The organism is Pseudaquidulcibacter saccharophilus (assembly GCF_019455445.1).
GTDB classification, from domain to species: Bacteria; Pseudomonadota; Alphaproteobacteria; order Caulobacterales; family Aquidulcibacteraceae; genus Pseudaquidulcibacter; species Pseudaquidulcibacter saccharophilus.
On record NZ_JAHWUS010000003.1, the window covers coordinates 434,010 to 457,877 of the forward strand.

A 23,868-nucleotide genomic window follows, 5' to 3' on the forward strand; every position below is an offset into this window, starting at 1 on the left:
GGGGCCGGGGAATGTAGTATGTGTGTATTTTATTGGTTGATGTTGGCAGTATGTCCAGAACCAGACTGATTTACCCAAGAATATGAATAGTCAGTGGTTTGTGTCACATTTGCTGTATTGCCGTTACCGCTTTGAATAACGCTGGAATATCCCATGTCTGCAAGCTGGCTTACATTGGCAACTTGGTTGCTTCCAGATTGGTCAACTTCAGAATCGTTACCATCGCCATCTTGGAACACATTTGCAAGTTGGTTAAAGCCACGTTGTTTTAGGCGGCTGTCATTGCGGTCACCGGTTTGGGTAACATGGGCAAATTGATCACCGTTCAATAGGCCAGAGCCATCTTGATCAATCAAAGATTCGTTGAAGTCACCCGATTGATTGACAGTTGCGACAATTGTTTTGCCAAGCACCGTTCCGCCAACCTGATTAACTTCACTGTAATTGTCATGACCAGATTGATCAACATAAGCATCTGGATAAGCACCGGTCAAATTGCTTGATTGGTGGACCACACTTGCGTTGAAAGTTCCGCTTTGGTTAACAATTGCACTTGCAAATTCGGCGGCCTGTGTAATGTCGCTTGAGTTGCTGTCACCAAGCTGGTTAACATGCGCTTCGTTATTGCCGCCAGCCTGCACAATTGAAGACAGGTTGAAATTACCCATCTGTGAGTTGGATGCAAGGTTATTGCCTCCTGGAGGGGCGAATATAGCAGGGGTTCCAGTATTTTGCATAATCACAGAACGGTTGCCGATGGTTGCAGTTCCGGCATCACCCTGATTGATTGATGCAGAGTTTCCGCCACTGTCGCCCGCACCGCCGCCTTGGCCAATTCTTGCTTCGTTGTTTTTAACATCAGCATTCCAAGGCATTGCGTTAGAGCGATTGTTGTTTTGGAAAATATTTGCGGTTTGTCCTGCTGCACTGCCTGATAATTGATCAATATAGGCAATGTTTTGAACGCCAGGGTTATAAGATGGGGTGTCGTCCTTTTGGCTAACATTTGCGGTGTTTTTCAAAGAGCCACCCTGATTAACGATTGCGGTGCCGCTGTTACCCAAAGCCTGATTGACATTGGTTAAATGGCCGCCAGTACCAGATTGGTTTACAACAGATGTGTTGTTTGCATTAACTGGTATATAGCCCGGTCTGCCAACTGCTGTTGGGGTAACGTTGCCATTGCCGCCATTATCATAGTTTCCGAAATTGTTTCCTGACAAATCATTATCATTTGTCATACCTTGTGCCATTGCAGCAGTAGAAATCGCCGAGATGGCAAGTGTTGCCAGTAATAATCTACGCATTGTCTTCTCCTTATTATTGTTATCGCCTGTGCTCATACCCGTCCGTATGATCCAAAGGCTTCACCATATCCCAGCCGCCTTATTTAACGGTGCGATGTATAGACTTAAGTATAGTAAAGTAAAAATAGCAATTGTGTTTTATTGCGTAGATTAAAAACTAGGTAAAATTGCGTAATATTGCTAATAATTATAGTATAGATACAAATATACGCGCCAATTATTACAATTATTGGCGTGGTATTAATTATGTTTATTGTAATTGTGCTGCCTTAGTATGTGGCAACATTTCTTTTTATTATAAGTTGGGGTGAATTGCTAACCCCAACTTTGGCAAGAATCTTGGCGCGGTGTACATCGACGGTACGGGGAGAAATATCCAAAACCCTTGCTATTTCCTTAGTTGACAGCCCGTTTGAAATTAATTCACAAACATCTTTCTCGCGTGCCGTCAGTCGGTCAAAAACATTTTCACGAATTTGCAGATTGATTTTATCTTGAAGGGCATCAAGCCCATCAACCAGATGTTTCTCGCTAAATGGTTTGAAGACATAATCAACCGCCCCACTTTTTAAACAACAGACTGCAAATCTTGCGTCGTCATAACGTGAAACTATAAGCGTATTGATAAACATATTTTTATTTACCAATGGGGTTATATTTGTTTGTGGTCGCCCACTAATTTCATTTGGATCGTAAATTATTCCTTTGAATGAGCTTACGGCTTTAGAGCTTATAAATTCCCCAACAGAAGAAAATTCTTCGAGATTAAAATAACATTGCGAATATCGTAAAATTAATTGCCTATCCTTATGATTGGCGTCAATTAAAGCTACTTTTGGTTTGTTTGAATTCGGCATATTTCATTATTCCATATTGGCAACCGTTGCGCTTAATTTAATTCTTTTTCTTCTGCGCATTTGCATTTGCTTTTTTACGGTCGTCTGCATTCATTTTTTCAAATTCCTCTGCGGTTATTTTACCATCTCTTTCTTGGGCGTATCGGTTGTAATAAGGCATTCCCGCATCTTTATCGGCAAAGCCCCAAAGATTCATTTCAATGCCTTCCATAATCAATCCATATACGCCTTTTTCGATTGCCTGTTGTAACGCTAGTTGGGCCGGCTCATTGGTTGTGTAGCCGGTTTCAATTTCCAACAAGTCTTTATATGCAACATATTTGAAAACACCGATGCTTTGCCCGCGGCTGGCAATGGTTTTTGTGGTTTCAACGCTCATTAAAACTTCACCGGTTCGAACCGATACGGCACGCAGGCTTACGGTAACTGTATCTTGGCGGTAGTCCATTTGACCACCAATCCCAAGATAACGTGCGCCAATGCCACCAGTTACGGTGTTGGTGTCATATCCAATAATTCCGCCTTCAATAATAACGCCCGCAAACAACATTGCTGGAAGGACGTTGGGGTCAACATCTTGTTCGCCCATATATCGTTGGCGCATTTCACGGATTATCGAGCGTTCATTCAAAAGATTTTTAAGACCTTCACGTTCGACAACCATGAACCATTTATGTTTTCCGGCATCTTGTAATGATTTAATTAAAATGGGTGTGGCACCTTGCGAAACCGCACGGGAAAGAGTTTGCCCAGTATCAGATGGCTTAAATTGCCCAGTTTGATCGGTGATTGAATAAACCGCAATGGGGATAGGGCGGGTTGGAATTGGTAAGTCACGTAGTGCCATTTCCGTGCTGGTAACTTTGCCGTATTGCGCGGGCGTTGCCATTGTTCCCGGTTCAATGGTTCTGGCGCAACTCGCCAAAAGCATTGCTATTGCTATCATGCTGACTTTTTTCATTTTAATTGCCCCCAAGGTTTAAGAAGGGGACGATTATTGTAGTCGAACTACCATCTGATGAGTCAAAGATTGTAACCGTAACATCCGATAGACCTCTAACCCATGAAATAGTCTGGCTTCCAAATTGGACTTTACCATTTTCTTGGGCATTGGGGCCAAATATGGCATCGGTTATTTGTGACGATAATGCCGAGAGTAAGCGTGACTGAAGCTGATTGGCAAATTGTTGCCCCTGTGTCAGGCTCGAGCTTGAATTTGGGTCTTTAAAATCATTTATCGCGCCGGCAATGCCCAATAAATGTGATGAGTTGAAAGGGTTTCCGCCAAAGCTAGGATTAACCGGGCGGTAAACTAATTGTTGTGCGCTTGCTTCTGTGTATTCAACACAGGAAATTAACGTCGCAGCAGCAAATACTGCTCCACGCAAAGTAAATACGATTCGTCCCATGATCATTTTTATTATCTGCCCTCGTGTATTTTTGCATTTTGTCTTTTCTATCTTTTGTCTGTATTTGTATATTCTGTTAAAATTTTAGCTTGCATTTGGGCTTCATATATCACCCTTTTAACGGGGTATCTATACAAAAATTTAATAATTATTAATTGGTTGAAAAATGGGCTAAGCGCCTTTTTGCATGTATTTGCATGTATGAACGCAAATTTTGCAAAGGCTTATAGTTTTATAAAGGCAAGTTAATACAATATGTTATTTCTGTTAATTCAATTATTGCTTGTAAGTTGCCGGCAAGTCATTTGCCATTATTCATTACCTACAATTATTAATTTATATAAGTAATTTAACTAAGTATTGTTATCTTGGTATTTGTCGCGAAAGTGGGATTAATCTTCGTCTAAAACGATATTTTCATCGTGAACATCGGTATTGTGAGAAATTTCGCCTTTTTCATCAATGGCATAGCTGCCGGTAAGCCAGCGGTGCAAATCAACATCCGAGCATCCTTTTGAGCAAAATGGACGATATTCAGGAACGGATTCTTTATTGCAAATAGGGCATGCCATTAGTAAATCTCATAATGTTCAATATTAGTTGGCGTCATGTTAAAGCGCCCACCGATTTTTTCTTCAAGATATTTTTTCCAGTCAAATTTCCAATTTTGCAGAAAGCCATAAGCAGAAATATTGATTTTTATCTCTAAAACCTGTCCCTTGGCGGTTTCGAGCCTTTTGGCAAGCGCATTAATCGTATTTATGGCGATTTGGGCAGGGGTATTGCAAATTTCATTAATTGAAACACCTTTACGCGCACGATTTATTTCGCAAATTCCAAATTTTGAGATTGGCAATATTTCGCATTTGATATTAGTTTTAAGCGCGTTTTGCAAAATTTCGACCAATTCTTTTGCGCTATCACCATATGGCGTACCAACAAAATCAACGACAATAATACCAGACAAATTATAAAGCCTGATGAGGCGGGCAATTTCGAACGCGGCTTCTTTGTTGAGTTTGTGATTGAAATTAATTTGGTTTGTACCGCCGGCAATACGCCCACTTGCGTCAATATCAATTGTGGTTAGGGCGCGGGTGCGCTCAATCGAAATATTGCCACCATTTTTAAGCGGGAAGACTTTTTGCCCCGCAAGTTCAATTATATTTTCTATTCTTTCGGCATGATCGGCATTTGCGTTTTGTGGTTCGCCCCAATCACCATATTCGGGAATGTCATTGATTAAAGACGGGCAGGGGACATTTGATTTTGCGTCACCAATATAGTTTACAATTGCCAGTTTTTCTTCAAAGGCCGCACGGGTTATATCAACCAAAATTGCCTTGCCTTCGATTAAATAGCTTGGGCGTTTGCCTTTGAATGGTAAGATTGCCTGTTCATCGCCCACATCGATAAAGGCGGCAGAAAGCCTTGGGTCAATTGTTTTAACGCGGGCGCAATATTGCTGCCCGATTCTAGTTTGGGAAATGTTTTGAATTGCGATACGGATTTCGGTAATTTTGCCATCTTCAAGCATGGCATAGATGTTTTCGCCAATCCGTGAATGTAGGATTATTTCTTTTTGTTTGCTTTCAGGCATTCTTATAACCCATACCTTCAAGCAGGCATTTGGTCTGGTATAATGGCAAGCCCATTACAGCCTCCCATGAGCCATTAAGGTTTATTACGAACGACCCCGCAAGCCCCTGTATGCCATATCCGCCCGCTTTGCCATGCCATTCATTTGAAGCAATATAGCTTTCAATTTCCATTTCGCTCAAAAATTTGAACTTTAGGCGGGTTGGGACGGTTTTTTGTGCGATTTTACCTTTATGGGCAAGCGCGACAGCCGTGGTTACAATATGATTACGCCCGCTAAGAAGCTTTAGGCATTCGCGTGCTTGCTCAATATTTTCGGCTTTTGGTAAAATCCTGCGCCCAACCGAAACAACTGTATCAGCACTAAGGACGAAATCATCGGGGTGCATTTCAGCAATTTTTAATGCCTTTTCAACCGCAACACGGCGCGCATAATTAAAAGGGGTCTCGTCTTTTAAAACCCCTTCATCAATATCAGCAGGAATGATTTTATCAGGAATAATGCCAATGCGTTTTAAAAGTTCGGAACGGCGCGGCGAAGCACTGGCAAGAATAAGCATTAAATTATCTGAAACGATAAGTAACACGCCCTTTGGTTAAATCATAAGGCGTCATTTCAACCAAAACTTTGTCACCCGCCAAAACGCGGATGCGGTTTTTACGTAATTTACCGGCAGTGTGGCCGATAATTTCGTGATCATTTTCCAATTTGATACGGAAGGTGGCATTAGGAAGCAATTCCACAACAGTGCCTTGGAATTCCAATAATTCTTCTTTTGACATATTTTCCCATTTAAAAATGCCGCATAATCCTATGCGGCGGAAGTTTGGCGGGCTTATAAACGATTTTCTTTAAAGAATCCAGTATCTCTTCACACTTTAATTAGGTGCGGTAAAATTGCTTGAAATATTGGAGAATAGCGCCTGTTTAAAGCCAATCGAAGTTGCTTGAAATACTGTGTTCGATAAAAATGCAAAAGACAATTTATTCTCAAAATCAATAAGCCAAATATGGCCATAAACGCCGCCCCAACAAACGCTATTACGCCCAAAATTTAAATTTGCTTTTTTGGGGTTTATAAGATTGGAAAATAAATAGCCAAAACCCCAGCCGGGTTCAAAGTAATTTGAGTTCTCTTTTATTATTGGATTTTTCGCAATTTTTCGGGTTTCCGGATTAATGAAATCACCAATTCTTATTGCTTCAAGAAGTTTTAGAAAGTCTGGCGCATTGCCACCCATTCCGGCACCACCTGAAGGGAAAGCATTTTTATTATAAATGCGGTTAGTATCAAAGCTTATGTCATCATCGGCATTTCTGACAATTGTTTCGCCATCCATAAGTTTAAGTTGATTATCCTTGCGGTAGAATACTGGATTAATGCTATTGGGATTGGCAACAAATGTCGGGCTTTTTAACCCAAGTGGCTGATTAATTAATTCATCAATTGCCGCCCCAAGGTTTTTGCCCATAATTTTTTCAATCGCGGCACCAAGGACGTCATTTGCAACCGAATATTGCCACGACGTTCCTGGTTGGAATGATAGTGGAGCATTGGCAATTCGTTTTAAATTCTCATCAAGGCTTATTTCACTTGAATCAAGGCCGCTTGAAACTCCTGCCTTGCAATAATCACTGTTATCATGTGGGTTAAAACAATAATTTAACCCCGCACTATGGGTTAATAAATGGCTTATGGTTATTGTTGGTGTTTTGCCATCTAATAGTTTTGGTGCAAAGTTTGGCAAAAAATCACGAATATTTTGTTCAAGCCGCAATTTGCCCATTTCAAAAAGCCGCAAGATTGCAGTATTTATAAATAGTTTTGATAAAGACGCATAACGAAAATTGTCATCATAATTTATTGGCGTGGTCTTTTCGGCATCTTTAAAGCCTTTTTGGGTTTGATAAATCAATTTACCATCACGCGCCACCAGCATAACAAGGCCAGCCATTGCACCATTTCTTATTATGCCATCAAGAAATTCATCAGTGCTTTGCGGTGCGTTTTTCATGCTGCATCCCATTAGACCGGTTGCAAGCGAAGATAAAATAAATCCACGTCTCTTTATTTCCATTATTATATGCAATTTTACTAATTTAAATAAAAAATCTTAATCTGTTTGTGATAATAGCATATTTTTTACAGATAAAAGCTTTAAGTGCGCCAAAACGTCCTATATGACGCAGTTAAATTTCAATGTATGGGCGCATAAGTTATATTAAATATGCAACAATAATATCAGGGCTACTATGTCTAAATATACCGAAGAAACTGTTTTATCCGTTAAACACTATACTGACCGTCTTTTTACCTTCTCTACGACCCGCAAACCATCTTTCCGCTTCCGCTCTGGCGAATTTGTGATGATTGGTCTTATGATTAATGATAAGCCTGTTATGCGCGCTTATTCAATTGCATCACCGGAATGGGATGAGAAGTTGGATTTTTATTCAATCAAAGTACCTGATGGCCCATTAACGCAGCATTTAGCAAATATCGAGGTTGGCGACAAAATCTTGGTTGGTCTAAAAGGGACGGGGACTTTGGTTCTTGATGCACTTTTACCTGGCAAGCGCCTTTATATGCTTGCAACTGGAACCGGTATTGCACCTTTCGCATCGTTAATCCGTGATCCTGTTACTTATGAACATTATGATCAAGTAATTCTGACCCAAACCTGCCGTGAAGTTGCCGAATTACAGTATGGCTATGATTTGGTAAAAGAATCGATGGATGACCCATTGGTTGGCGAATATCTTCAGGCTGGTAAACTTATTCATGATGCTGCCGCCACCCGCGAACCGCACACCCATACCCGCCGTTTGACCGAACGTGTTGCCGATGGCAGCTTCTTTAGCGATTATGGCCTGCCTGAATTCAACCCAGAAACCGACCGCGCAATGATTTGCGGCTCTTTGGCCATGAGTATTGATTTCAAAAAAATGTTCGAAGATCGCGGCTTTACTGAAGGTTCGGTTTCAAGCCCTGGACAATTTGTTTATGAGAAGTCGTTTGTAGGGTAACCAACTCAACTCGCCACCCTCGCGGCAATATTTAAAAATTTGCGTGGCAAATTTGCTCTTCGATTCTACGGAAAAGTCTGCAACTTTTCCTATCTCATCGCGCCGCTCACTCAGCGAGTTGGGAAAATCGGACAAAAATAATCGAAAAGCGTGGTTTTTGATTATTTTTGACATATCATTTTAAAAGGCTTGCCGTTGGCAAGCCTTTTGTTAATTGCAAGATTGGCTTTAAATTTAATGATTTCATATAAAAAGATAAAACTAAAATCATTTTATCAAGCTAAAATTAGTCAATCTATTGTTGAATGCAACTATGGATTGGTTACGCATAAAATTAAGACGGTTACATTGGTTTTGGGCAAAGTCGTCTAGCGAAAATTTTATCTGGAGGCATAAGCATCCTATCGCTAGCACAATTATCGATGTAATAGTTTGGTCGATAATTTTTCTAATTTTATTCGTGACATTTGATAATCGGCACAAGATAACGCAGGCTTTTAATGATACTTTTTCCCAAAGCAAACAGTTTGTTTCAGGTTTATATTCTAAAAAATATATAAAGCCATTCGTGCGTGAAATGAGGGATTATTATCCTGATTGTGATGCTGCACACCAAGATAATATTTATAATATACATACTTGGGAAAAAGCATATCGTTCTGAGTTAGACAGCGATAGTGACGGATTAGCGTGTGAGCCGTACCTTGGAAAAAAATTCTAAACTATTCCCACGACCTTAACCTCATTCCAACGCTTAATCGTTGAATTAACCTTGTCGATGCGGTTTTCGGTCTGCCCGCGTTTTGGATTGGGGCGCATAACCATATTGAAAATATCATCAAGCCCGAAAGGTGCTGCAATTGAAATACTGTCATCATCTTCAAGCCGTATTGCAACCGCGTGCGCAAAGCATAAATAACGTTCCAACCCTTCGTCGGTATGCGTAAGGGGCGCGTATTCACAGCCAAATTTATCCTTAAACCATAAATGCACGCGCGCTTGATTGCGAACTTCAACCAAATCACGTAAGTCCGCGGGCAGGGCGGCGGCAATTTTCTTAATCCAGACGTCTTCGGCATCGTATGATGTGTCGGGGTCAAAATAGGCAACGTCATAATCCTTTATACCGTAATCGGGGTCACGACCTGTTAAATGGTTGAAAACCGTGCCATAAACCGCACCCGAAACAATCCGCCATTGCGGCAATTTTGCCGCGCGGCAGGTTTCAAGGACGGTCATTAATTTTGGACTTTTGCGGACTATATCGATTAATTGTTTTTCGTAATTCATAAGGCTTGTTCAAACTTGGTAATTTTATGTATAGTCAGGCTATGCTAAACGATTCTCATCCTGACATCATCTATCAAAATCTGTTGCGTGACATTCTTGCAAACGGGCAAAAACGTGAAGACCGCACCGGCGTTGGTACAATTGGTGTGTTTGGGCGCCAGATGCGTTTTGATTTGTCAGAGGGCTTTCCGCTTTTGACCACCAAAAAGCTTCATACCAAAAGCATTTTTGTTGAATTGCTTTGGTTTTTGCGTGGGCTTACCAATGTAAAATGGCTGCAAGAACGTGGCTGTACGATTTGGGATGAATGGGCCGATGAAAATGGTGATTTGGGTCCGGTTTATGGGAAGCAATGGCGCTCTTGGGCTGCACCAAATGGTGAAACAATTGATCAGGTTAAAAAGCTGATTGATGGATTGAAAAACAATCCATTCTCACGCCGCCATATCATAAGTGCTTGGAACCCTGCGGATGTTGATGATATGGCCTTGCCGCCATGCCATTTATTGTTTCAGTTTTATGTTTCGGTTGATGGAAAATTATCGTGCCAATTATACCAACGTTCTGCCGATGTTTTCCTTGGCGTACCGTTTAATATAGCTTCATATGCGCTTTTGACCGCGATGGTGGCACAGGTGGTTGGGTTAAGACCGGGGGATTTCGTGCATACATTGGGCGATGCACATATCTACCTTAACCACCTTGATCAGGTTGATTTACAATTGTCGCGCACGCCATTTGCTTTGCCAACACTAGAATTGAATCCAGATATTAAAGAAATCGACGGGTTTGAACTCGAAGATATAAAAATAATCGGCTACGAATCGCATCCAACCATAAAAGCACCGATTGCAGTTTAATTAATCAACACTTTCATGTGGGGTGGCGAATTGCGAAGTTTTAACGGATTTGTCGTCATGGATTCGTATGCCGTCATAGGATGCGGTGATAAAGGCAGCAGCCGTTATCGCGCTTGCTAAAAGCATTCCTAAAAATAAGGCGACCCACCTTTTGCGCAATTAAAAATCCCCTAAACACACCGATTTAGAGGATTACTTACCCTCCACGGCATTGATAACAATCTGCGGTGTCAAAAGCTGCGGTAAAATCACAGGTTCTTTCTCCGAAGAATGATAAACAAGATACATAGGAACACCTGCGCGTCCATGTGACGAAAGCGCGCGCGCGATTATGTCGTCCTTTTTGGTCCAGTCGGCGACAAGAAATTCAACGTTTTTATCCTTAAATACCTGCTGTACTTTTTCGTTTTTAAGCGCGGTGGATTCATTCACTTTGCAGGTAATGCACCAATCGGCGGTGAAATCGACAAACACGATTTTACCTTCTGAAAGTGCGGTCTTAACTGCTTCTTCTGACCATGGTTTATAATCAGCTTTTTGTGCAACTTGGGCATTTGCTTTTGGGGTAAAATAATAACCAATGCCAACTGCCGCCAATAATGAAATCGCTACGAAGCCAAGTTTTTGAATATTTTGCTTTAGGGTAAAATGAAGAATCAATGCGCTAAAGATACCAAGAATGATGGCGGCGATAATGCCTATTACCCCAGTGGTCGCACTTAAAACCCAAATCAACCAACCAGCAGTTAGAAACATTGGAATCGCCAAAACCTTTTTAAATGCATCAAGCCAAGGGCCAGGTTTTGGTAATTTATTCAAAAGGCTAGGGGCGAATGTTAATACCATAAATGGCAATGCGAACCCAATACCCAATGCAATAAATACTAACAAGCCGATTATTGCCGGCTGTGTTGCGGCAAACCCCAATGCCACGCCCATAAAAGGTGCTGTACACGGGGATGCAACCAAAACCGCAAGTATGCCAGAAAACAAAGCGCCAGCACGGCCAGATTGGTTACCCAGGCCAGCGCCAACGCCTTGAAGGCTTGTACCAATTTCAAACATGCCCAATAAATTAAAGCCAACTGCAAATATAAGTGCGATTAGGAACATCAAGAAGACAGGGCTTTGTAATTGGAAGCCCCAACCAACGGCCGCCCCGAAGGCTTTTAGCGCGAATATAAGGCCGCCAAGAATGGTGAACGTAACCAAGACACCAACGAAGTAAAATACGCCATATTCTTTTGCGTGATTATGTTCTTTGTGGGCGATTTTGGTAAGCCCGAATATCTTCATAGCCAAAATTGGGAATACGCATGGCATAAGGTTTAAAATAATGCCGCCAAAAAAGGCGAAAAGCATTGATTGGAATAGGATGGCAAGGTTTAAGCTAGCGTGTGGTTTTTGTCCGAATGTCCCCACAAGTTTTTGCCCGTTATTTGCGGCGGTAATTTCATAAACTTTTTTGCCAGAATTAGTTTCAACCTCAATAAGGCCTTTTATTTCCGTCGGTAGTTGTGCGGGCAATGACATGGATGGGGTAAGGTAAATCCCCATTCCTTTATCGCCAACTGTTACTTCTTGTGCTGCGGCATGGTTGATTAATGCACCGCCAGAAATTTCATATGGAAAGAAATATGCGGTCTTAATTTTGGCAAGTTCAGGGTTTTCTATGCCAATAAATAAACGTTCGCCATCTTTAACAATGGTTGATTTGTAATTGGTCAATTGTTTTGGAAGTGCCGCTAGTGCCTTGTCGATAATAGCCTTGTCGGCGGCATCTTTGTGTGTGCCAACTTTTAGATTAAGATTTACAACACCATCGCCTGGTACACAGGTGTCTTTGCATTCAAGCCATGCAACATCACCTTTTAAAACTAAATCACCTTTGAAATCTTTGGGAACAGTCACTTTTACCGGTAAAATAACTTCACCATCATAACCATAATTGATAAACTCAGCATATGGTAGGCGTTTGGGAATTGCCCATTCAATTGCGCCGACTTCTACCCCATTTGGCGCGGTCCATTCAATTGTGGTAGGATCACCAACATCACCAAAGTTTCGCCAATAAGTATGCCATTCAGGCGCGATTTTTTGTTTTAATGCAATATAAAAACTTTCACCCGGTGCAACGGTTTCGGCGCTTGATAAAAGACTAATCTCAACATTCTGGCTTTTGGATTGTGCGAACCCAGAAAGTGGAAAAAATGCACAAATAAGCGACAAAATGACAAAAGCGATAGGTTTAATATAATTTTTATGCAACATTCGTTATAGATAAGCGATTTATTTACAAAAATCTATTTATAAGACTGGCAAAATTTTTTCTTTATCACTTGTTTATAAAAATAAAGAACTGGATGAGGTTAGATGGCAATTTTACCCCGAACTCCCGATTGGTATTTTGAAGACATCATTGTTGGCAGATCATATGATTTCGGCGCGGAAGAAATTACCGCTGATGATATCGCATTAATCCATGAAAAATTTGCCCCCGACCTTCCTAATAAGGCCAGTGAGAAGGGGCTTGAGCACCGTGGACCACGTGCAGCTGAATCCCATGTCTATGCCGTTTGGCGGAAAATGTTGTTTGATGAAACACGTTCTTGGCCAATTGTGAAAAGACTGGCGCAAGATAATTTGCGTTTTTATCGTTCTTGCTATGCGGGTGATAAACTTCATGTCAGATTAACCTTCTTGTCGCTTGAAGATAGAACCGGTGACGAGGGGGTTTTAGTTGCAAGTAATGAAGTTCTTGATGAAGACGAATTATTGGTTATGAGCGTTTTGACAAGGTCATTAATCGCTAAAAGACCTAAAAATCCATAATTTGCATAAGCCATTGCAAAAATTAGCATTTTTTTCTCGCGACAGGTTGACGCACCATGCCTTGGCTGTGAAATTAACCTGTATTTTTAATGCAAGATTGTCTGTGTTTTATAAATTTTTCTAATTCTACAAAAAACCTTTATTAGTAAGGGGTTTTCGTTTATTTGGGAATTGTTTTATAAAAATGTGCTACTCATTGGTAACAATATTTTAAAAGAATCTCTGCACTTTTTTTTTAAGTTAAATTTTTATATTTGGAAGCGCTCTTAATTTGGGGCTAAAATACAAGTTATTATATAAACATATTTTTAACTTTGTTGCCCCAGTTTGTAAAAAATATACAATTTTTCAATTGTTTAAGATTTCTTTTGTAATTTAATTGTACCAGGTTTTTTGTAGATGACGGCAATTGAGTGTGATTGTTATATGCTTGAAGCTCTTATGGCGATTGATGAGTTCGGGCTAATTTTATTAAATGAAGACTTGGAAATTCTAAAGTTTTCAGATGGTGCCGAAAAAATAATTGCACAACCAAAAGAGACCGTCATCGGCAGAAGTATAAGAGAATTTATCCCATTTGAATTTAAAGAGCAGCACGAAAAATATATTTCAGAATTTGTAAATAGTAATGAGGAAACGTTAAAAATAACGCGAAACCATTTTATTCCCTTGATGACATTGAATCATGAACTTACCAAGGCTGAATTTACAATTTCAAAACATAGGGTTTCTTCGGGACATTTTCTATATTCGGTTATAATCAAAGACATAAGCGACAAAATAAAACTTGAAGAAGATGTAGAGTTATCGGGAACGCGTTTAAGATCCGCTATTAATGCCGACGAGATGACAATTTTTGAAATTGATTATGAAACCCAGAAAATATCATATTTTGGCGTACTCGAAGAATTATTTAAAGATGCTGATACGCCTGCAAAATTCAAAGAATTAATTTTTCAAAAACTATCAAAAAATAGCGCCCAAGAATTATACAACGCATTTAGCGAACATCTTGAAAATAAAATTCCAATTTCACTAGAGATGGAATTGTTAATGGATGACGGTAACAGCAATTGGTTTAATGCCTATGCTGAAATGCTTTATGATGATTATGGTAAACGGCTTAAATTTATTGGTGCATTGAAAAACATCACTGAAAGTAAAATTCAGCAAATAAAAATCGAAGAAGAAATTAAAAAGGCACGCGAGGCTGGCGAAGCAAAAACCAAATTACTTGCGGCCGTAAGCCATGAAATGCGAACGCCTTTAAACGGCATTTTCGGTGGGCTGCAACAGCTTGAATTATTCAATTCTAATGCAAAAGAAAGTTCACATATTGGCATGATTGAAAAAAGTGCCAAGAGATTATTGAGTGTGGTTGATGAGATTCTCGGTTTAGAGAATGTCGAAGAAAACCATGAAGACATATTCGCAAAAGAAATTTCAATTGATGAATTTTGCGAAAAAATGATCCAACAATATGACTCATATTGCAAAACCAAAAAACTACGATTTAATGTTATAAATAATTGCGAACAATATAATATAAATCTTAATCAGCATCAGCTTTTGTTAATCGTTGAAAATTTGGTGCAAAATGCAATTAAATATACTCCACAAGGCAGTGTTAATGCCGTTTTTGATCGCAATGAAAACGGGCTTTTAATAGAAATTATTGATACCGGAATTGGCATAAGTGCCGAGAATTTAAAGGTAATAAATCAAACCCTTTTGAATGGCGATGACAGTTTGCCAGAAAACTTTGCGGGAAGTGGCATTGGCCTTATTGCGGCATATCGACTAATCTGTAGCATGGGTGGTAATCTTGAAATTATTAGTATTCCAAACGAGGGTACTAATATGCGAATTAACCTTCCTGCGAAATTTAGGGTAAATTCAGGGAATAAGGTCTGCCACATCCAACATAATGATGTGAACAACGATGATGATAGTGCAGTCTCTGTATTGATTGCCGAAGATAATGATACCAATCAGGCAGTCTTAAAAGCCTTTATGGATGCAATGAATATTAGAACTAATATTGTTGAAAACGGTCTAGAGGCATTAAATGCGTATATTGTTGGAAATTATGATTTTGTCCTTATGGATATAAAAATGCCAGAAATGGACGGCAAAGAGGCCACCCAAAGAATTAGGCATTATGAAAAAATCAATAAACTTCCACGTCGGCCAATCATTGCGGTAACGGCAAATGCTTTACCGCAACAGATGGAAGAATATCTTGCTAGTGGAATGGATGCTGTTGTTACAAAACCAATAAGCGCGCCACATCTTTATCAGGCAATCGATGACGCAATGGAAACGTGCGACGATTTAAATAGTCAAGCAGAACCATATGCAGCAATTGCATAGTTTTTGGTGGGCAAAAAGATAGCGGCGGTATTACCCGCCGCTATCCAATTGCAAAAGAGCGTGTTTTCGTTTTTACCTTTAGGGGTGGTTCAAACCAATTGCTCTAATGCGGGCAATGGAACTTGGTTATTCTTCACGCTCTAGCCACATCGCGTTTAGAACACCAAACATAAGTGCCATTGCAAGACCTAATATCCATGCGAAATACCACATGTTTTTTCCTTCCCTTATTAGTAAAGTTCATGCGAATTATCGCGGATGTATTTCTCATTGATGGCTTCACGCACAATCGCATAAGCCCATCCAGTATAAGAAAGCACAATTGGAACAAATATCACGGCAACGATTGTCATAACCCATAAGGTTAGCGGAGAGCTTGAGGCATCCCAAACAGTCAAAGAATGATTAGGGTTAAGCTTGCTTGTCATCAAGAATGGGAAAAGTGCAACACCCGCTGTGGTGATTGTCATTGCCACAGTAAGACCGCTAGTAACAAATGCGGTTACAGGACGTGATTTTGCCAATGCAATGGTGGCTAGTGCCGATACAATCCCCAATACCGGAACGGCAAAAAGAATTGGCATTGATAAATAATTTTTAAGCCACACACCTTTTACCAATGCAACTTGCTTAATGGTTGGGTTGGAAACCACATCAACCGCAGCAGCAGATGTAATGGTATAACCATTCAATTGGCTAACCCAATAGCCACCAATTACGAAAAGTAAAAGCCATATTCCATAGGCAATCGGGACAACTTTTTGCGCCTTTTCTTTAACCGGCCCCGTGGTTTTTGCATTAAGGAAAATTGCACCATGCGCCGCGTGCATTGCCACACTTACTAAACCACACAAAAGCGAGAAGGGGTTCAATAGATGTAAAAAGCCCATTAAGAAACCATCGCGGTAATGCGGTACTTTCATTACATCAAATTCAAACGGTGTGCCGACAAATAAATTGCCAAATGCAACCCCAAATACAAGCGGCGGCACAAGACCAGACATAAATAATGCCCAATCCCAGGCTTTGCGCGCGCCACCTTCAAATTTGTTGCGATATTCAAGTGATACGGGGCGTAAAATCAGGCTTACTAAAACCAAAAACATGGCAATATAAAAGCCCGAGAATGCGGTGGCATATACAAGTGGCCAGGCCGCAAAAATTGCACCGCCACCGGTAATAAGCCAAACTTGGTTTCCATCCCAAACCGGCGCGATAGTATTAATCATCACACGGTTTTCTTCGTCGGTTTTGCCTAAAAGCGGGTTTAAAAAAGCAACCCCCATATCAAAACCATCCATAACAGCGATACCGATAAGCAATACACCAAGCAAGGCCCACCAGATAATCCGCAATATCTCATAATCAACAGGAATTGGCATCATTGTTCAATCTCCTTAATTCTTAACTGTTTCATGTGGACCCAGTGCAGGGGGACCAAGGCGGGCATATTTGAACAATAATTTCAAATCCACGACCAAAAGTGTTGAATAGAAAAGCACAAATCCAGCAAGGCTTGTTAAAACAAGCGGGGAGGAGATGGCACTTGATGCAAGGCCGGTTGGTAAAACACCCTCAACCGCCCATGGTTGACGACCATATTCGGCAACAAACCAGCCAAGTTCAGCAGCAAGCCATGGCAATGGAATTGAATAAAGTGCCGCTTTATGAACCCAGTTTGGCGAATATTTGCGTTTTGCCGCCATTATGAAGGCACTGGCAAATAATATTATGAACCAGAAGCCAAGCCCAACCATTGCTCGGAATGACCAGAATAATGGTGCAACATTCGGAACAAGTTTTAATGATACCGCTTTGATTTGTTCTGGTGTTGCAGATGCAGGTTCAACACCATTTGCTTTTAACAAAAGACCATAGCCCAAATCTTTGCTGTAAAGTTTCATGGTTTCTAAAGCTGTTGCATTAGTTTTGTCGGTCTGAAGGGTTTCAAATGCGGCATAAGCCTTGATGCCGTTTTGAAATTTAACCTCGCTATCAGCAACAATTTGTTTAATACCGGGCATTTGCTTATCAAATGAGCGTGTTCCAATAAGACCAAGCACGGCAGGGATTTTTAATTCAAAATCATTCTTTTGTGCTGCTTGATTTGGAATGGCTATAAGGTTGAAGCCTGCGGGTGCTTTTTCTGTTTCCCACATGGATTCAATGACCGCCATTTTCATTTGCTGGTGTTCATTAAGGTTATAACCGCTTTCATCACCAAGCACGACAGCACTTAAAGAGCCGGCAAGGCCGAATGCAGCAGCAACAGCAAAACTTCTGCGCATAACGTCAAGATGTTTGCCTTTAATGATGAAATATGACGCAATCCCAAGCACGAAAAGGGATCCGGTTACATATCCAGCTGAAACCGTATGCACGAATTTTGCCTGTGCCACTGGGTTAAAGACCAATTGTGCAAAGCTGGTCATTTCCATGCGCACACTTTCGGGATTAAATTCCGCAGCAACTGGATTTTGCATCCAGCCATTGGCAATCAAAATCCATACCGCAGAAAGATTGGTTCCCAATGCCATAAAGAATGTCGCGCTAAGGTGTTGTAATTTCGACATTTTATTCCAGCCGAAAAGCACAAGGCCAACCATTGCGCTTTCGAGGAAGAATGCCATCAAACCTTCGATTGCCAATGGTGCACCAAAAATATCACCGACATAATGTGAATAATATGCCCAATTGGTTCCAAACTGGAATTCCATTGTGATACCGGTTGCCACACCCATTGCAAAATTGATGGCGAATAATTTGCCCCAAAACTTTGACGCTGTTTTCCAGACCTCTTTACCGGTCATGACATAAGTGGTTTCAAACACCACCAAAAGCCAGCACAATCCCAAAGTTAGCGGGACAAATAAGAAATGATAAAGCGCAGTCGCAGCAAATTGCAAACGCGAAAGCGTTACAGGATCAAGCATGTCCATAATTTAATTCCTTACCGCAATTAAAATTTTTGATTATTGGAAATCAAATCATGCGCCATACCCGAAGCGTCGATTTTGACCTTCTGATGGATTAATACAGAATGATAAAACACGGTTAGAAATGCAATTTTTACTAAAAACACGACAATTAATGCGCTTGCAAGTTTGTGCTTTAACACAATGCCCCCCGCAAAATTAATCGCCTTGCCAAGTATTTTTTTAACTGCCCAGCCCGAAATCTCATTCATATTTGTTTTCAGCAACATAAAGATTCCCTCTTCAACATTGCTTTCTTTCCCCTAATCAACGCGGATATGTGGCGATATTCGCGTCAAAGTCAGCTCGTTGGGAATTGTTTAGCATTTGCTATTGTGCATTATCTATTTGCCATTTTGTCCAACGACAGGTTGACGCACAAGCTGAGAAGTCTATTTGTTTGAAGGCTCGTTAAAAACTACATCTCATTTCATTTGTTCAATATTTCACCAATATTTAATCATAATCGGATAATATTCACGAAAATAAGAATAATTACCGGAGTTATGGTGTGAATAATACGATTTATCGCGCGCGTGCACCCTTAAGGTTAGGGCTTGCAGGTGGTGGAACTGATGTTTCCCCTTATTGTGATGAATATGGCGGTGCAATTATCAACGTAACAATTGATAGATATGCGTATGCGTCAATTCGCTTACGTGCCGACAATAAAGTAGTTTTTGTTTCTGTTGACCAAGACATCGAAGAAGTGTTTCCGATTGCAAGACTTGTTCCAGACGATTCCAGATTAAAACTTCACCGCGGTGTATTTAATCGTATTTTCCGCGATTATGGCTTTGGTCGTTCAAGCGGTTTTACGTTTACAACCCATGTTGATGCACCAATGGGTTCCGGGCTTGGTTCATCGTCTGCATTGGTTGTCGCTATGTTGGCGGCAATGCGGGAATATTTATATTTGCCGCTTGGCGAATATGAATTGGCGCGCCTTGCATTTGATATTGAACGCGTTGATTTATTGCTTCAGGGCGGGCGACAAGATCAGTATGCAGCAACTTTTGGCGGCTTTAACTTTATGGAATTTCAAGCCAATGAAAGGGTTATTGTAAACCCACTTAGGATGCGTCCGCGTATATTGAATGAAATTGAATCATCAATTCTTTTGACCTTTAGTGGGGCATCACGCGAAAGTGCCGCAATTATTGAAAACCAGTCAAAATCTGTACAAGCAGGCGGAAAATCATTGGAAGCCATGCACCAATTGAAGGAAGAAGCTGTCCAAATGAAAGAAGCTCTTTTGTTTGGCAATGTATCACGAATTGGCGAAATTCTTAGATCCGGTTGGGAAGCGAAGAAAAGAACTTCAGCAACGGTTTCAACACCACAGGTCGAACAATTATTTAATGTTGCCATGAATAATGGTGCAATTGCTGGTAAATTATCGGGTGCCGGTGGGGGCGGCTTTGCATTGTTTTTGGTTGACCCTGATGTCCGCCCAAGGCTTGAAAAAGCAATTAAAGAGCAAACGGATGCCAATCCAACTAATTGCAAATTAACCCATGATGGGGTTGATGCGTGGAGTTTTTAGGCAATTGCATCACAAAATTGTCTTAAATGATGGTATAATCAGCTTTTAAATTATATCAATTGATGGTTTTTCGGTGAAATTTTGAACAAAATGCATGATTAATTAAGTCATGACATAATTGGGCTTGTTTGAAGAATTTTGAGTGTCTATATAATTTCGCTAAGATTAGAGGGTGAAATATGAAAATTGCGGTTGCCGGTATTGGTTATGTTGGTTTGTCTAATGCCTTATTGTTGGCACAACATAATGAGGTGGTTGCAGTTGATGTTGTTCCAGAAAAAATTGATAAATTAAACAACAAAATATCGCCAATCATTGATGTAGAAATTGAAGATTTTTTAAAAAACCAAAAACTTAATTTCAAGGCAACTTTGGATAAACGGGAGGCTTATGAAGGGGCGGATTTCGTAATTATTTCAACCCCAACAAATTATGACCCTGAAACCAATTACTTTAATACGTCGTCAATTGAGGCGGTAATAAAGGATGTTTTGGCAATTAATCCAAATGCCACAATGGTAATTAAATCAACAATTCCGGTTGGTTATACAAAACGTATTTGTGCCGAATTCGGGGTTGATAATATTATTTTCTCGCCTGAATTTTTGCGCGAAGGCCGCGCATTATATGACAATCTTTATCCGTCACGTATTATTGTTGGTGAACAATCAGCGCGGGCTGAAACTTTTGCCGGGCTTCTGCAACAAGGGGCAAAAAAGCAAGATATTCCAGTTCTTTTTACCAATTCCGACGAAGCAGAAGCGGTAAAACTATTCGCAAACACTTATCTTGCAATGCGGGTTGCGTTTTTTAACGAACTTGATTCTTATGCCGAAGCGTTAGGTCTTGATAGCCGCCAAATTATTGACGGAGTTTCGTTGGATCCGCGTATTGGTAATCACTATAATAACCCAAGCTTTGGTTATGGTGGTTATTGTTTGCCAAAAGACACTAAACAACTATTGGCAAATTATAAATCTGTTCCGCAGGTTCTTATTCGTGCGATTGTTGACGCTAATACCACTCGTAAAGACTTTATTGCCGATACTATTATTGCTAAAAGGCCGAAGGTGGTTGGGGTTTATCGTCTTACCATGAAAGCGAATTCCGATAATTTCCGCGATTCATCAATTCAAGGCATTATGAAGCGCATCAAGGCAAAAGGAATTAAAGTAATTGTTTTTGAACCAACTTTAAAAGATGATGACTTCTTTAATTCACAAGTTATCAAGGATCTTTCTGAATTCAAAGAAATGTCTGATGTAATTATTGCCAATCGTCTTGAAACCTCAATTATGGACGTAAAAGACAAGGTCTATACACGAGATTTATTTGGCAAAGACTGATAAATTCGTAACCGATAAGCCATTTATTAAATAAATAATATTATAGGTCTCGTTGAGGACAAGACTTATATATGATTAAACAAGCAATTATTCTGGTTGGCGGCAAGGGAACACGCCTTGGCGATCTTACAAAGGCAACTCCAAAACCTCTTTTAGAAGTTGAAAGCGGGATTAAATTTCTTGATGTTGTTATCGAAAATTTTGCCCGTTTTGGCTTTAATGATATTATCCTTTTGGCAGGTTTTTGCGGCGAACAAATCGCAGAAGCCTATAAAGGCAAAAATATTCATGGTGCAAAAATCCGTGTAATCATTGAACCTGAACCACAGGGCACGGGTGGAGCGCTTTTGTTTGCTCGTGAGTTTCTTGATAATTGGTTTGTTGTTGCCAATGGTGACAGTATCTTTGATTTTAATCTTCGTGAGTTTGCAAAAGATCCGTCGGATGATTTCATCGCGCGTCTTGCTTTACGCCAAGTGCCAGACCCAGCAAGATATGGTGCGGTAACTATTGAAGGCGATAAAATTACCGCATTTCTTGAAAAAGACCCTAGTTTACAGGGACCAGCACTTATTAATGGTGGTATATATTTATTGTCTCGCAATGTGTTGGATTTAATTGATGGCCCATGTTCAATAGAAGCGAATATTTTTCCAAAACTAGTTGAAATGGAAAAAATTGAAGGCCAAGAATATAACGGATATTTTCTTGATATGGGGTTGCCAGATTCATATGCCCAGTCGCAACGTGAAATACCGGTTTGGCGTAAAAAGCCATGCCTGTTTCTTGACCGTGATGGCGTTATAAATGTTGATAAGGGTTATACTTACAAGCCTGAAGATTTGAGTTTTATAGATGGTATTGAAAATGGCATAATGGCCGCAAATGAAGCAGGTTATTATGTGATTGTTGTGACCAATCAGGCCGGTGTTGCACGTGGTTATTATACCTTAAAAGATACTGATACATTCCATGCGGAAATTCAAGAAAGGCTTGCCAGTATAGGGGCGCATATTGATGCCTTTTATTCGTGCCCTTATCATAAGGATGGCATTATTCCAGAATATACAATTGATAATCACCCCGACCGCAAACCAAATCAGGGAATGTTGCTAAAGGCATTTGATGATTGGTCAATTAATAAAGAAAATAGCTTTTTAATTGGCGATAAAGACCATGATATTACCGCGGCAGAACGGGCAGGAATAAAAGGTATATTATTTAAAGGTCAAAACCTTGAACAGCTTATAAAAGAGAACTTAAATGCAAAACCTTGAAGCAATCCAAAAGCTCGCAAAAGAATGGGTTTTTGAAATTCTTGCACCTTATTGGGCAACATATGGCGTGCATGATGACGGCATGTTTGCAGAAGAGATTACTCACGAAGGAAAGGTTGTTGATAACTACCGTCGTTTGATGGTGCAGGCACGTCAAATATTTGCCTTTTGTGAACTTGGTTCCCTTGGGTGGGATAGTAATTGGAAGGCATTGGTAGAAAATGCTGTCCAACATTTACTTGACAATGGTATTAATGAAAAAGGGCTTTTTATTCACACCTTTGCCCCAGATGGAACGGTTCTTGATGCCCGTCTTGATTTATATAATCAGGCGTTTGGTATGTTTGCACTTGGGTATGCAGCTAAGTATTTGGTCCGTGCTGATTTACATGATGTTGCCCTTAACGCACTGAACGCACTTGAAAATGAATGGGCGCGTATAGAGGGTGGTTTTTGGGAAGGTGAAATAACACCATGCCCACCATATCGCCAAAACCCACATATGCATATTTTTGAGGCCGCTCTTGCTAATTATCGCTTTAGTAATGATGAAAAATGGGGAGTTTTAAAAGAAAAAATAGCCCATTTATTTGTTTCAAAATTTCAACAACCTTGTGGTGCGGTTACTGAATATTTTGATAAATACTGGAAGCCGCTTGATGGAATTCAAGGGAAAATCGTTGAACCTGGCCACTGTTTTGAATGGGCGTGGTTATTTGACATTGGCTTTGACGAAAATGAAGGTGTTCAAACCGCCGACGCATTAAGTGGTTTTGCTAGGAAGTATGGAATATGCCCAAATCGCGGTGTCGCAATTAATGAAGTTTCGATTGATGGCGAAATAATTGATAGTAAAGCCCGCCTTTGGCCGCAAACGGAACGTTTAAAAGCGGCATGCGCCCGCTATAAACGCACCAAGGATGAAAGTGAAATCAAAGAAATTGCTGATGCTTGGAATGGTCTAGAAAAATATTTTGCGACCGATATAAAGGGACTTTGGCATGATAAAATGAATCCAGACGGTACCTTTATAATTGAAAATGTTAAAGCCAGCTCTTTCTACCATATTGTTTGTGCATTCGGCGAATTAATTAGGCTTTAATGTCTTAATTTTGTAATGTTCAGGTTAAATACACTCCTTAAGATTTAAATGTTTGCCAAGGTAATAG

At 40.3% G+C, this 23,868-nt stretch carries 25 protein-coding genes; 9 read left to right on the forward strand and 16 right to left on the reverse strand.

Annotated features, from left to right (window positions below):
* Nucleotides 1-29: 29 nt before the first annotated feature.
* The 9 genes from KXV15_RS10620 to KXV15_RS10660 all read right to left on the reverse strand — a co-directional run bounded on the left by KXV15_RS10620 (nucleotide 30) and on the right by KXV15_RS10660 (nucleotide 7,251).
* Nucleotides 30-1,307, reverse strand: coding sequence for a hypothetical protein (locus KXV15_RS10620; protein ID WP_240008161.1), 1,278 nt, complete (start codon nucleotides 1,305-1,307; stop codon nucleotides 30-32).
* 269 nt (nucleotides 1,308-1,576) lie between these two features.
* A complete protein-coding gene (locus tag KXV15_RS10625; RefSeq protein WP_240008162.1) occupies nucleotides 1,577-2,164 on the reverse strand; it encodes a response regulator transcription factor in 588 nt (195 codons plus the stop codon).
* Between the two features lie 37 nt (nucleotides 2,165-2,201).
* A complete protein-coding gene (locus tag KXV15_RS10630) occupies nucleotides 2,202-3,125 on the reverse strand; it encodes a CsgG/HfaB family protein (RefSeq protein ID WP_240008163.1) in 924 nt (307 codons plus the stop codon).
* A 1-nt stretch (nucleotide 3,126) separates the two neighbouring features.
* Nucleotides 3,127-3,573, reverse strand: coding sequence for a curli assembly protein CsgF (locus KXV15_RS10635; RefSeq protein ID WP_240008164.1), 447 nt, complete (start codon nucleotides 3,571-3,573; stop codon nucleotides 3,127-3,129).
* A 392-nt stretch (nucleotides 3,574-3,965) separates the two neighbouring features.
* Nucleotides 3,966-4,145, reverse strand: coding sequence for a DNA gyrase inhibitor YacG (yacG, locus tag KXV15_RS10640; protein ID WP_240008165.1), 180 nt, complete (start codon nucleotides 4,143-4,145; stop codon nucleotides 3,966-3,968).
* Nucleotides 4,145-5,173, reverse strand: a complete 1,029-nt coding sequence (locus KXV15_RS10645; RefSeq protein WP_240008166.1) for a ribonuclease E/G — start codon at nucleotides 5,171-5,173, stop codon at nucleotides 4,145-4,147. Before KXV15_RS10645 ends, yacG begins: the two co-directional genes overlap by 1 nt.
* Nucleotides 5,166-5,750 (reverse strand): Maf family protein, encoded by a 585-nt coding sequence (locus tag KXV15_RS10650; RefSeq protein ID WP_420830584.1) that lies wholly within the window; start codon nucleotides 5,748-5,750, stop codon nucleotides 5,166-5,168. Before KXV15_RS10650 ends, KXV15_RS10645 begins: the two co-directional genes overlap by 8 nt.
* Complete coding sequence (gene infA / locus KXV15_RS10655; protein ID WP_240008167.1) at nucleotides 5,737-5,955, reverse strand: translation initiation factor IF-1; 219 nt, start codon at nucleotides 5,953-5,955, stop codon at nucleotides 5,737-5,739. Before infA ends, KXV15_RS10650 begins: the two co-directional genes overlap by 14 nt.
* 96 nt (nucleotides 5,956-6,051) lie before the next feature.
* Nucleotides 6,052-7,251, reverse strand: a complete 1,200-nt coding sequence (locus KXV15_RS10660; RefSeq protein WP_240008168.1) for a serine hydrolase domain-containing protein — start codon at nucleotides 7,249-7,251, stop codon at nucleotides 6,052-6,054.
* A 175-nt stretch (nucleotides 7,252-7,426) separates the two neighbouring features.
* Here KXV15_RS10660 and KXV15_RS10665 point away from each other — a divergent pair, with 175 nt between their 5' ends.
* Together KXV15_RS10665 and KXV15_RS13520 are read left to right on the forward strand one after the other, a co-directional pair.
* Nucleotides 7,427-8,200: a ferredoxin--NADP reductase gene (locus KXV15_RS10665; protein ID WP_240008169.1), complete on the forward strand. Its 774-nt coding sequence runs from the start codon at nucleotides 7,427-7,429 to the stop codon at nucleotides 8,198-8,200.
* A gap of 460 nt (nucleotides 8,201-8,660) precedes the next feature.
* Nucleotides 8,661-8,921 (forward strand): excalibur calcium-binding domain-containing protein, encoded by a 261-nt coding sequence (locus tag KXV15_RS13520; RefSeq protein ID WP_240008170.1) that lies wholly within the window; start codon nucleotides 8,661-8,663, stop codon nucleotides 8,919-8,921.
* Here KXV15_RS13520 and KXV15_RS10675 read toward each other — a convergent pair.
* Nucleotides 8,918-9,439, reverse strand: coding sequence for a nucleotidyltransferase family protein (locus tag KXV15_RS10675; RefSeq protein WP_240008171.1), 522 nt, complete (start codon nucleotides 9,437-9,439; stop codon nucleotides 8,918-8,920). The genes KXV15_RS13520 and KXV15_RS10675 overlap by 4 nt on opposite strands.
* A gap of 92 nt (nucleotides 9,440-9,531) precedes the next feature.
* Here KXV15_RS10675 and KXV15_RS10680 point away from each other — a divergent pair, with 92 nt between their 5' ends.
* A complete protein-coding gene (locus tag KXV15_RS10680) occupies nucleotides 9,532-10,350 on the forward strand; it encodes a thymidylate synthase (protein ID WP_240008172.1) in 819 nt (272 codons plus the stop codon).
* Here KXV15_RS10680 and KXV15_RS13480 read toward each other — a convergent pair whose 3' ends face one another.
* On the reverse strand, nucleotides 10,351-10,476 hold the full coding sequence (locus KXV15_RS13480; protein ID WP_275671608.1) for a hypothetical protein: 126 nt from the start codon (nucleotides 10,474-10,476) through the stop codon (nucleotides 10,351-10,353).
* Nucleotides 10,477-10,542: 66 nt separating this feature from the next.
* Entirely contained in the window at nucleotides 10,543-12,579 is a 2,037-nt protein-coding gene (locus KXV15_RS10685) for a protein-disulfide reductase DsbD family protein (protein WP_240008173.1), read from the reverse strand.
* A 144-nt stretch (nucleotides 12,580-12,723) separates the two neighbouring features.
* On the opposite strand from KXV15_RS10685, the gene KXV15_RS10690 reads away from it, so the two are divergent.
* Together KXV15_RS10690 and KXV15_RS10695 are read left to right on the forward strand one after the other, a co-directional pair.
* Nucleotides 12,724-13,182, forward strand: a complete 459-nt coding sequence (locus KXV15_RS10690; RefSeq protein ID WP_240008174.1) for a MaoC family dehydratase — start codon at nucleotides 12,724-12,726, stop codon at nucleotides 13,180-13,182.
* Between the two features lie 399 nt (nucleotides 13,183-13,581).
* A complete protein-coding gene (locus KXV15_RS10695) occupies nucleotides 13,582-15,555 on the forward strand; it encodes a response regulator (RefSeq protein WP_240008175.1) in 1,974 nt (657 codons plus the stop codon).
* A gap of 126 nt (nucleotides 15,556-15,681) precedes the next feature.
* On the opposite strand, the gene cydX is transcribed toward KXV15_RS10695, so the two are convergent.
* The 4 genes from cydX to KXV15_RS10715 are packed head-to-tail and all read right to left on the reverse strand — an operon-like array spanning nucleotide 15,682 to nucleotide 18,760.
* Entirely contained in the window at nucleotides 15,682-15,768 is an 87-nt protein-coding gene (cydX, locus tag KXV15_RS10700) for a cytochrome bd-I oxidase subunit CydX (RefSeq protein ID WP_240008326.1), read from the reverse strand.
* 17 nt (nucleotides 15,769-15,785) lie between these two features.
* Entirely contained in the window at nucleotides 15,786-16,940 is a 1,155-nt protein-coding gene (gene cydB, locus KXV15_RS10705) for a cytochrome d ubiquinol oxidase subunit II (protein ID WP_240008176.1), read from the reverse strand.
* Nucleotides 16,941-16,952: 12 nt separating this feature from the next.
* Nucleotides 16,953-18,494, reverse strand: a complete 1,542-nt coding sequence (locus tag KXV15_RS10710; RefSeq protein WP_240008177.1) for a cytochrome ubiquinol oxidase subunit I — start codon at nucleotides 18,492-18,494, stop codon at nucleotides 16,953-16,955.
* A 20-nt stretch (nucleotides 18,495-18,514) separates the two neighbouring features.
* On the reverse strand, nucleotides 18,515-18,760 hold the full coding sequence (locus KXV15_RS10715; RefSeq protein WP_240008178.1) for a hypothetical protein: 246 nt from the start codon (nucleotides 18,758-18,760) through the stop codon (nucleotides 18,515-18,517).
* Nucleotides 18,761-19,041: 281 nt separating this feature from the next.
* Between KXV15_RS10715 and KXV15_RS13525 the strand changes: the two genes are divergently transcribed.
* The 4 genes from KXV15_RS13525 to KXV15_RS10735 all read left to right on the forward strand — a co-directional run bounded on the left by KXV15_RS13525 (nucleotide 19,042) and on the right by KXV15_RS10735 (nucleotide 23,801).
* Nucleotides 19,042-20,076, forward strand: a complete 1,035-nt coding sequence (locus KXV15_RS13525) for a GHMP family kinase ATP-binding protein (protein WP_240008179.1) — start codon at nucleotides 19,042-19,044, stop codon at nucleotides 20,074-20,076.
* Between the two features lie 179 nt (nucleotides 20,077-20,255).
* Nucleotides 20,256-21,422 (forward strand): nucleotide sugar dehydrogenase, encoded by a 1,167-nt coding sequence (locus KXV15_RS10725; RefSeq protein ID WP_240008180.1) that lies wholly within the window; start codon nucleotides 20,256-20,258, stop codon nucleotides 21,420-21,422.
* 71 nt (nucleotides 21,423-21,493) lie between these two features.
* On the forward strand, nucleotides 21,494-22,699 hold the full coding sequence (locus KXV15_RS10730) for an HAD-IIIA family hydrolase (RefSeq protein WP_240008181.1): 1,206 nt from the start codon (nucleotides 21,494-21,496) through the stop codon (nucleotides 22,697-22,699).
* A complete protein-coding gene (locus KXV15_RS10735; RefSeq protein WP_240008182.1) occupies nucleotides 22,686-23,801 on the forward strand; it encodes an AGE family epimerase/isomerase in 1,116 nt (371 codons plus the stop codon). Before KXV15_RS10730 ends, KXV15_RS10735 begins: the two co-directional genes overlap by 14 nt.
* Nucleotides 23,802-23,868: the final 67 nt, after the last annotated feature.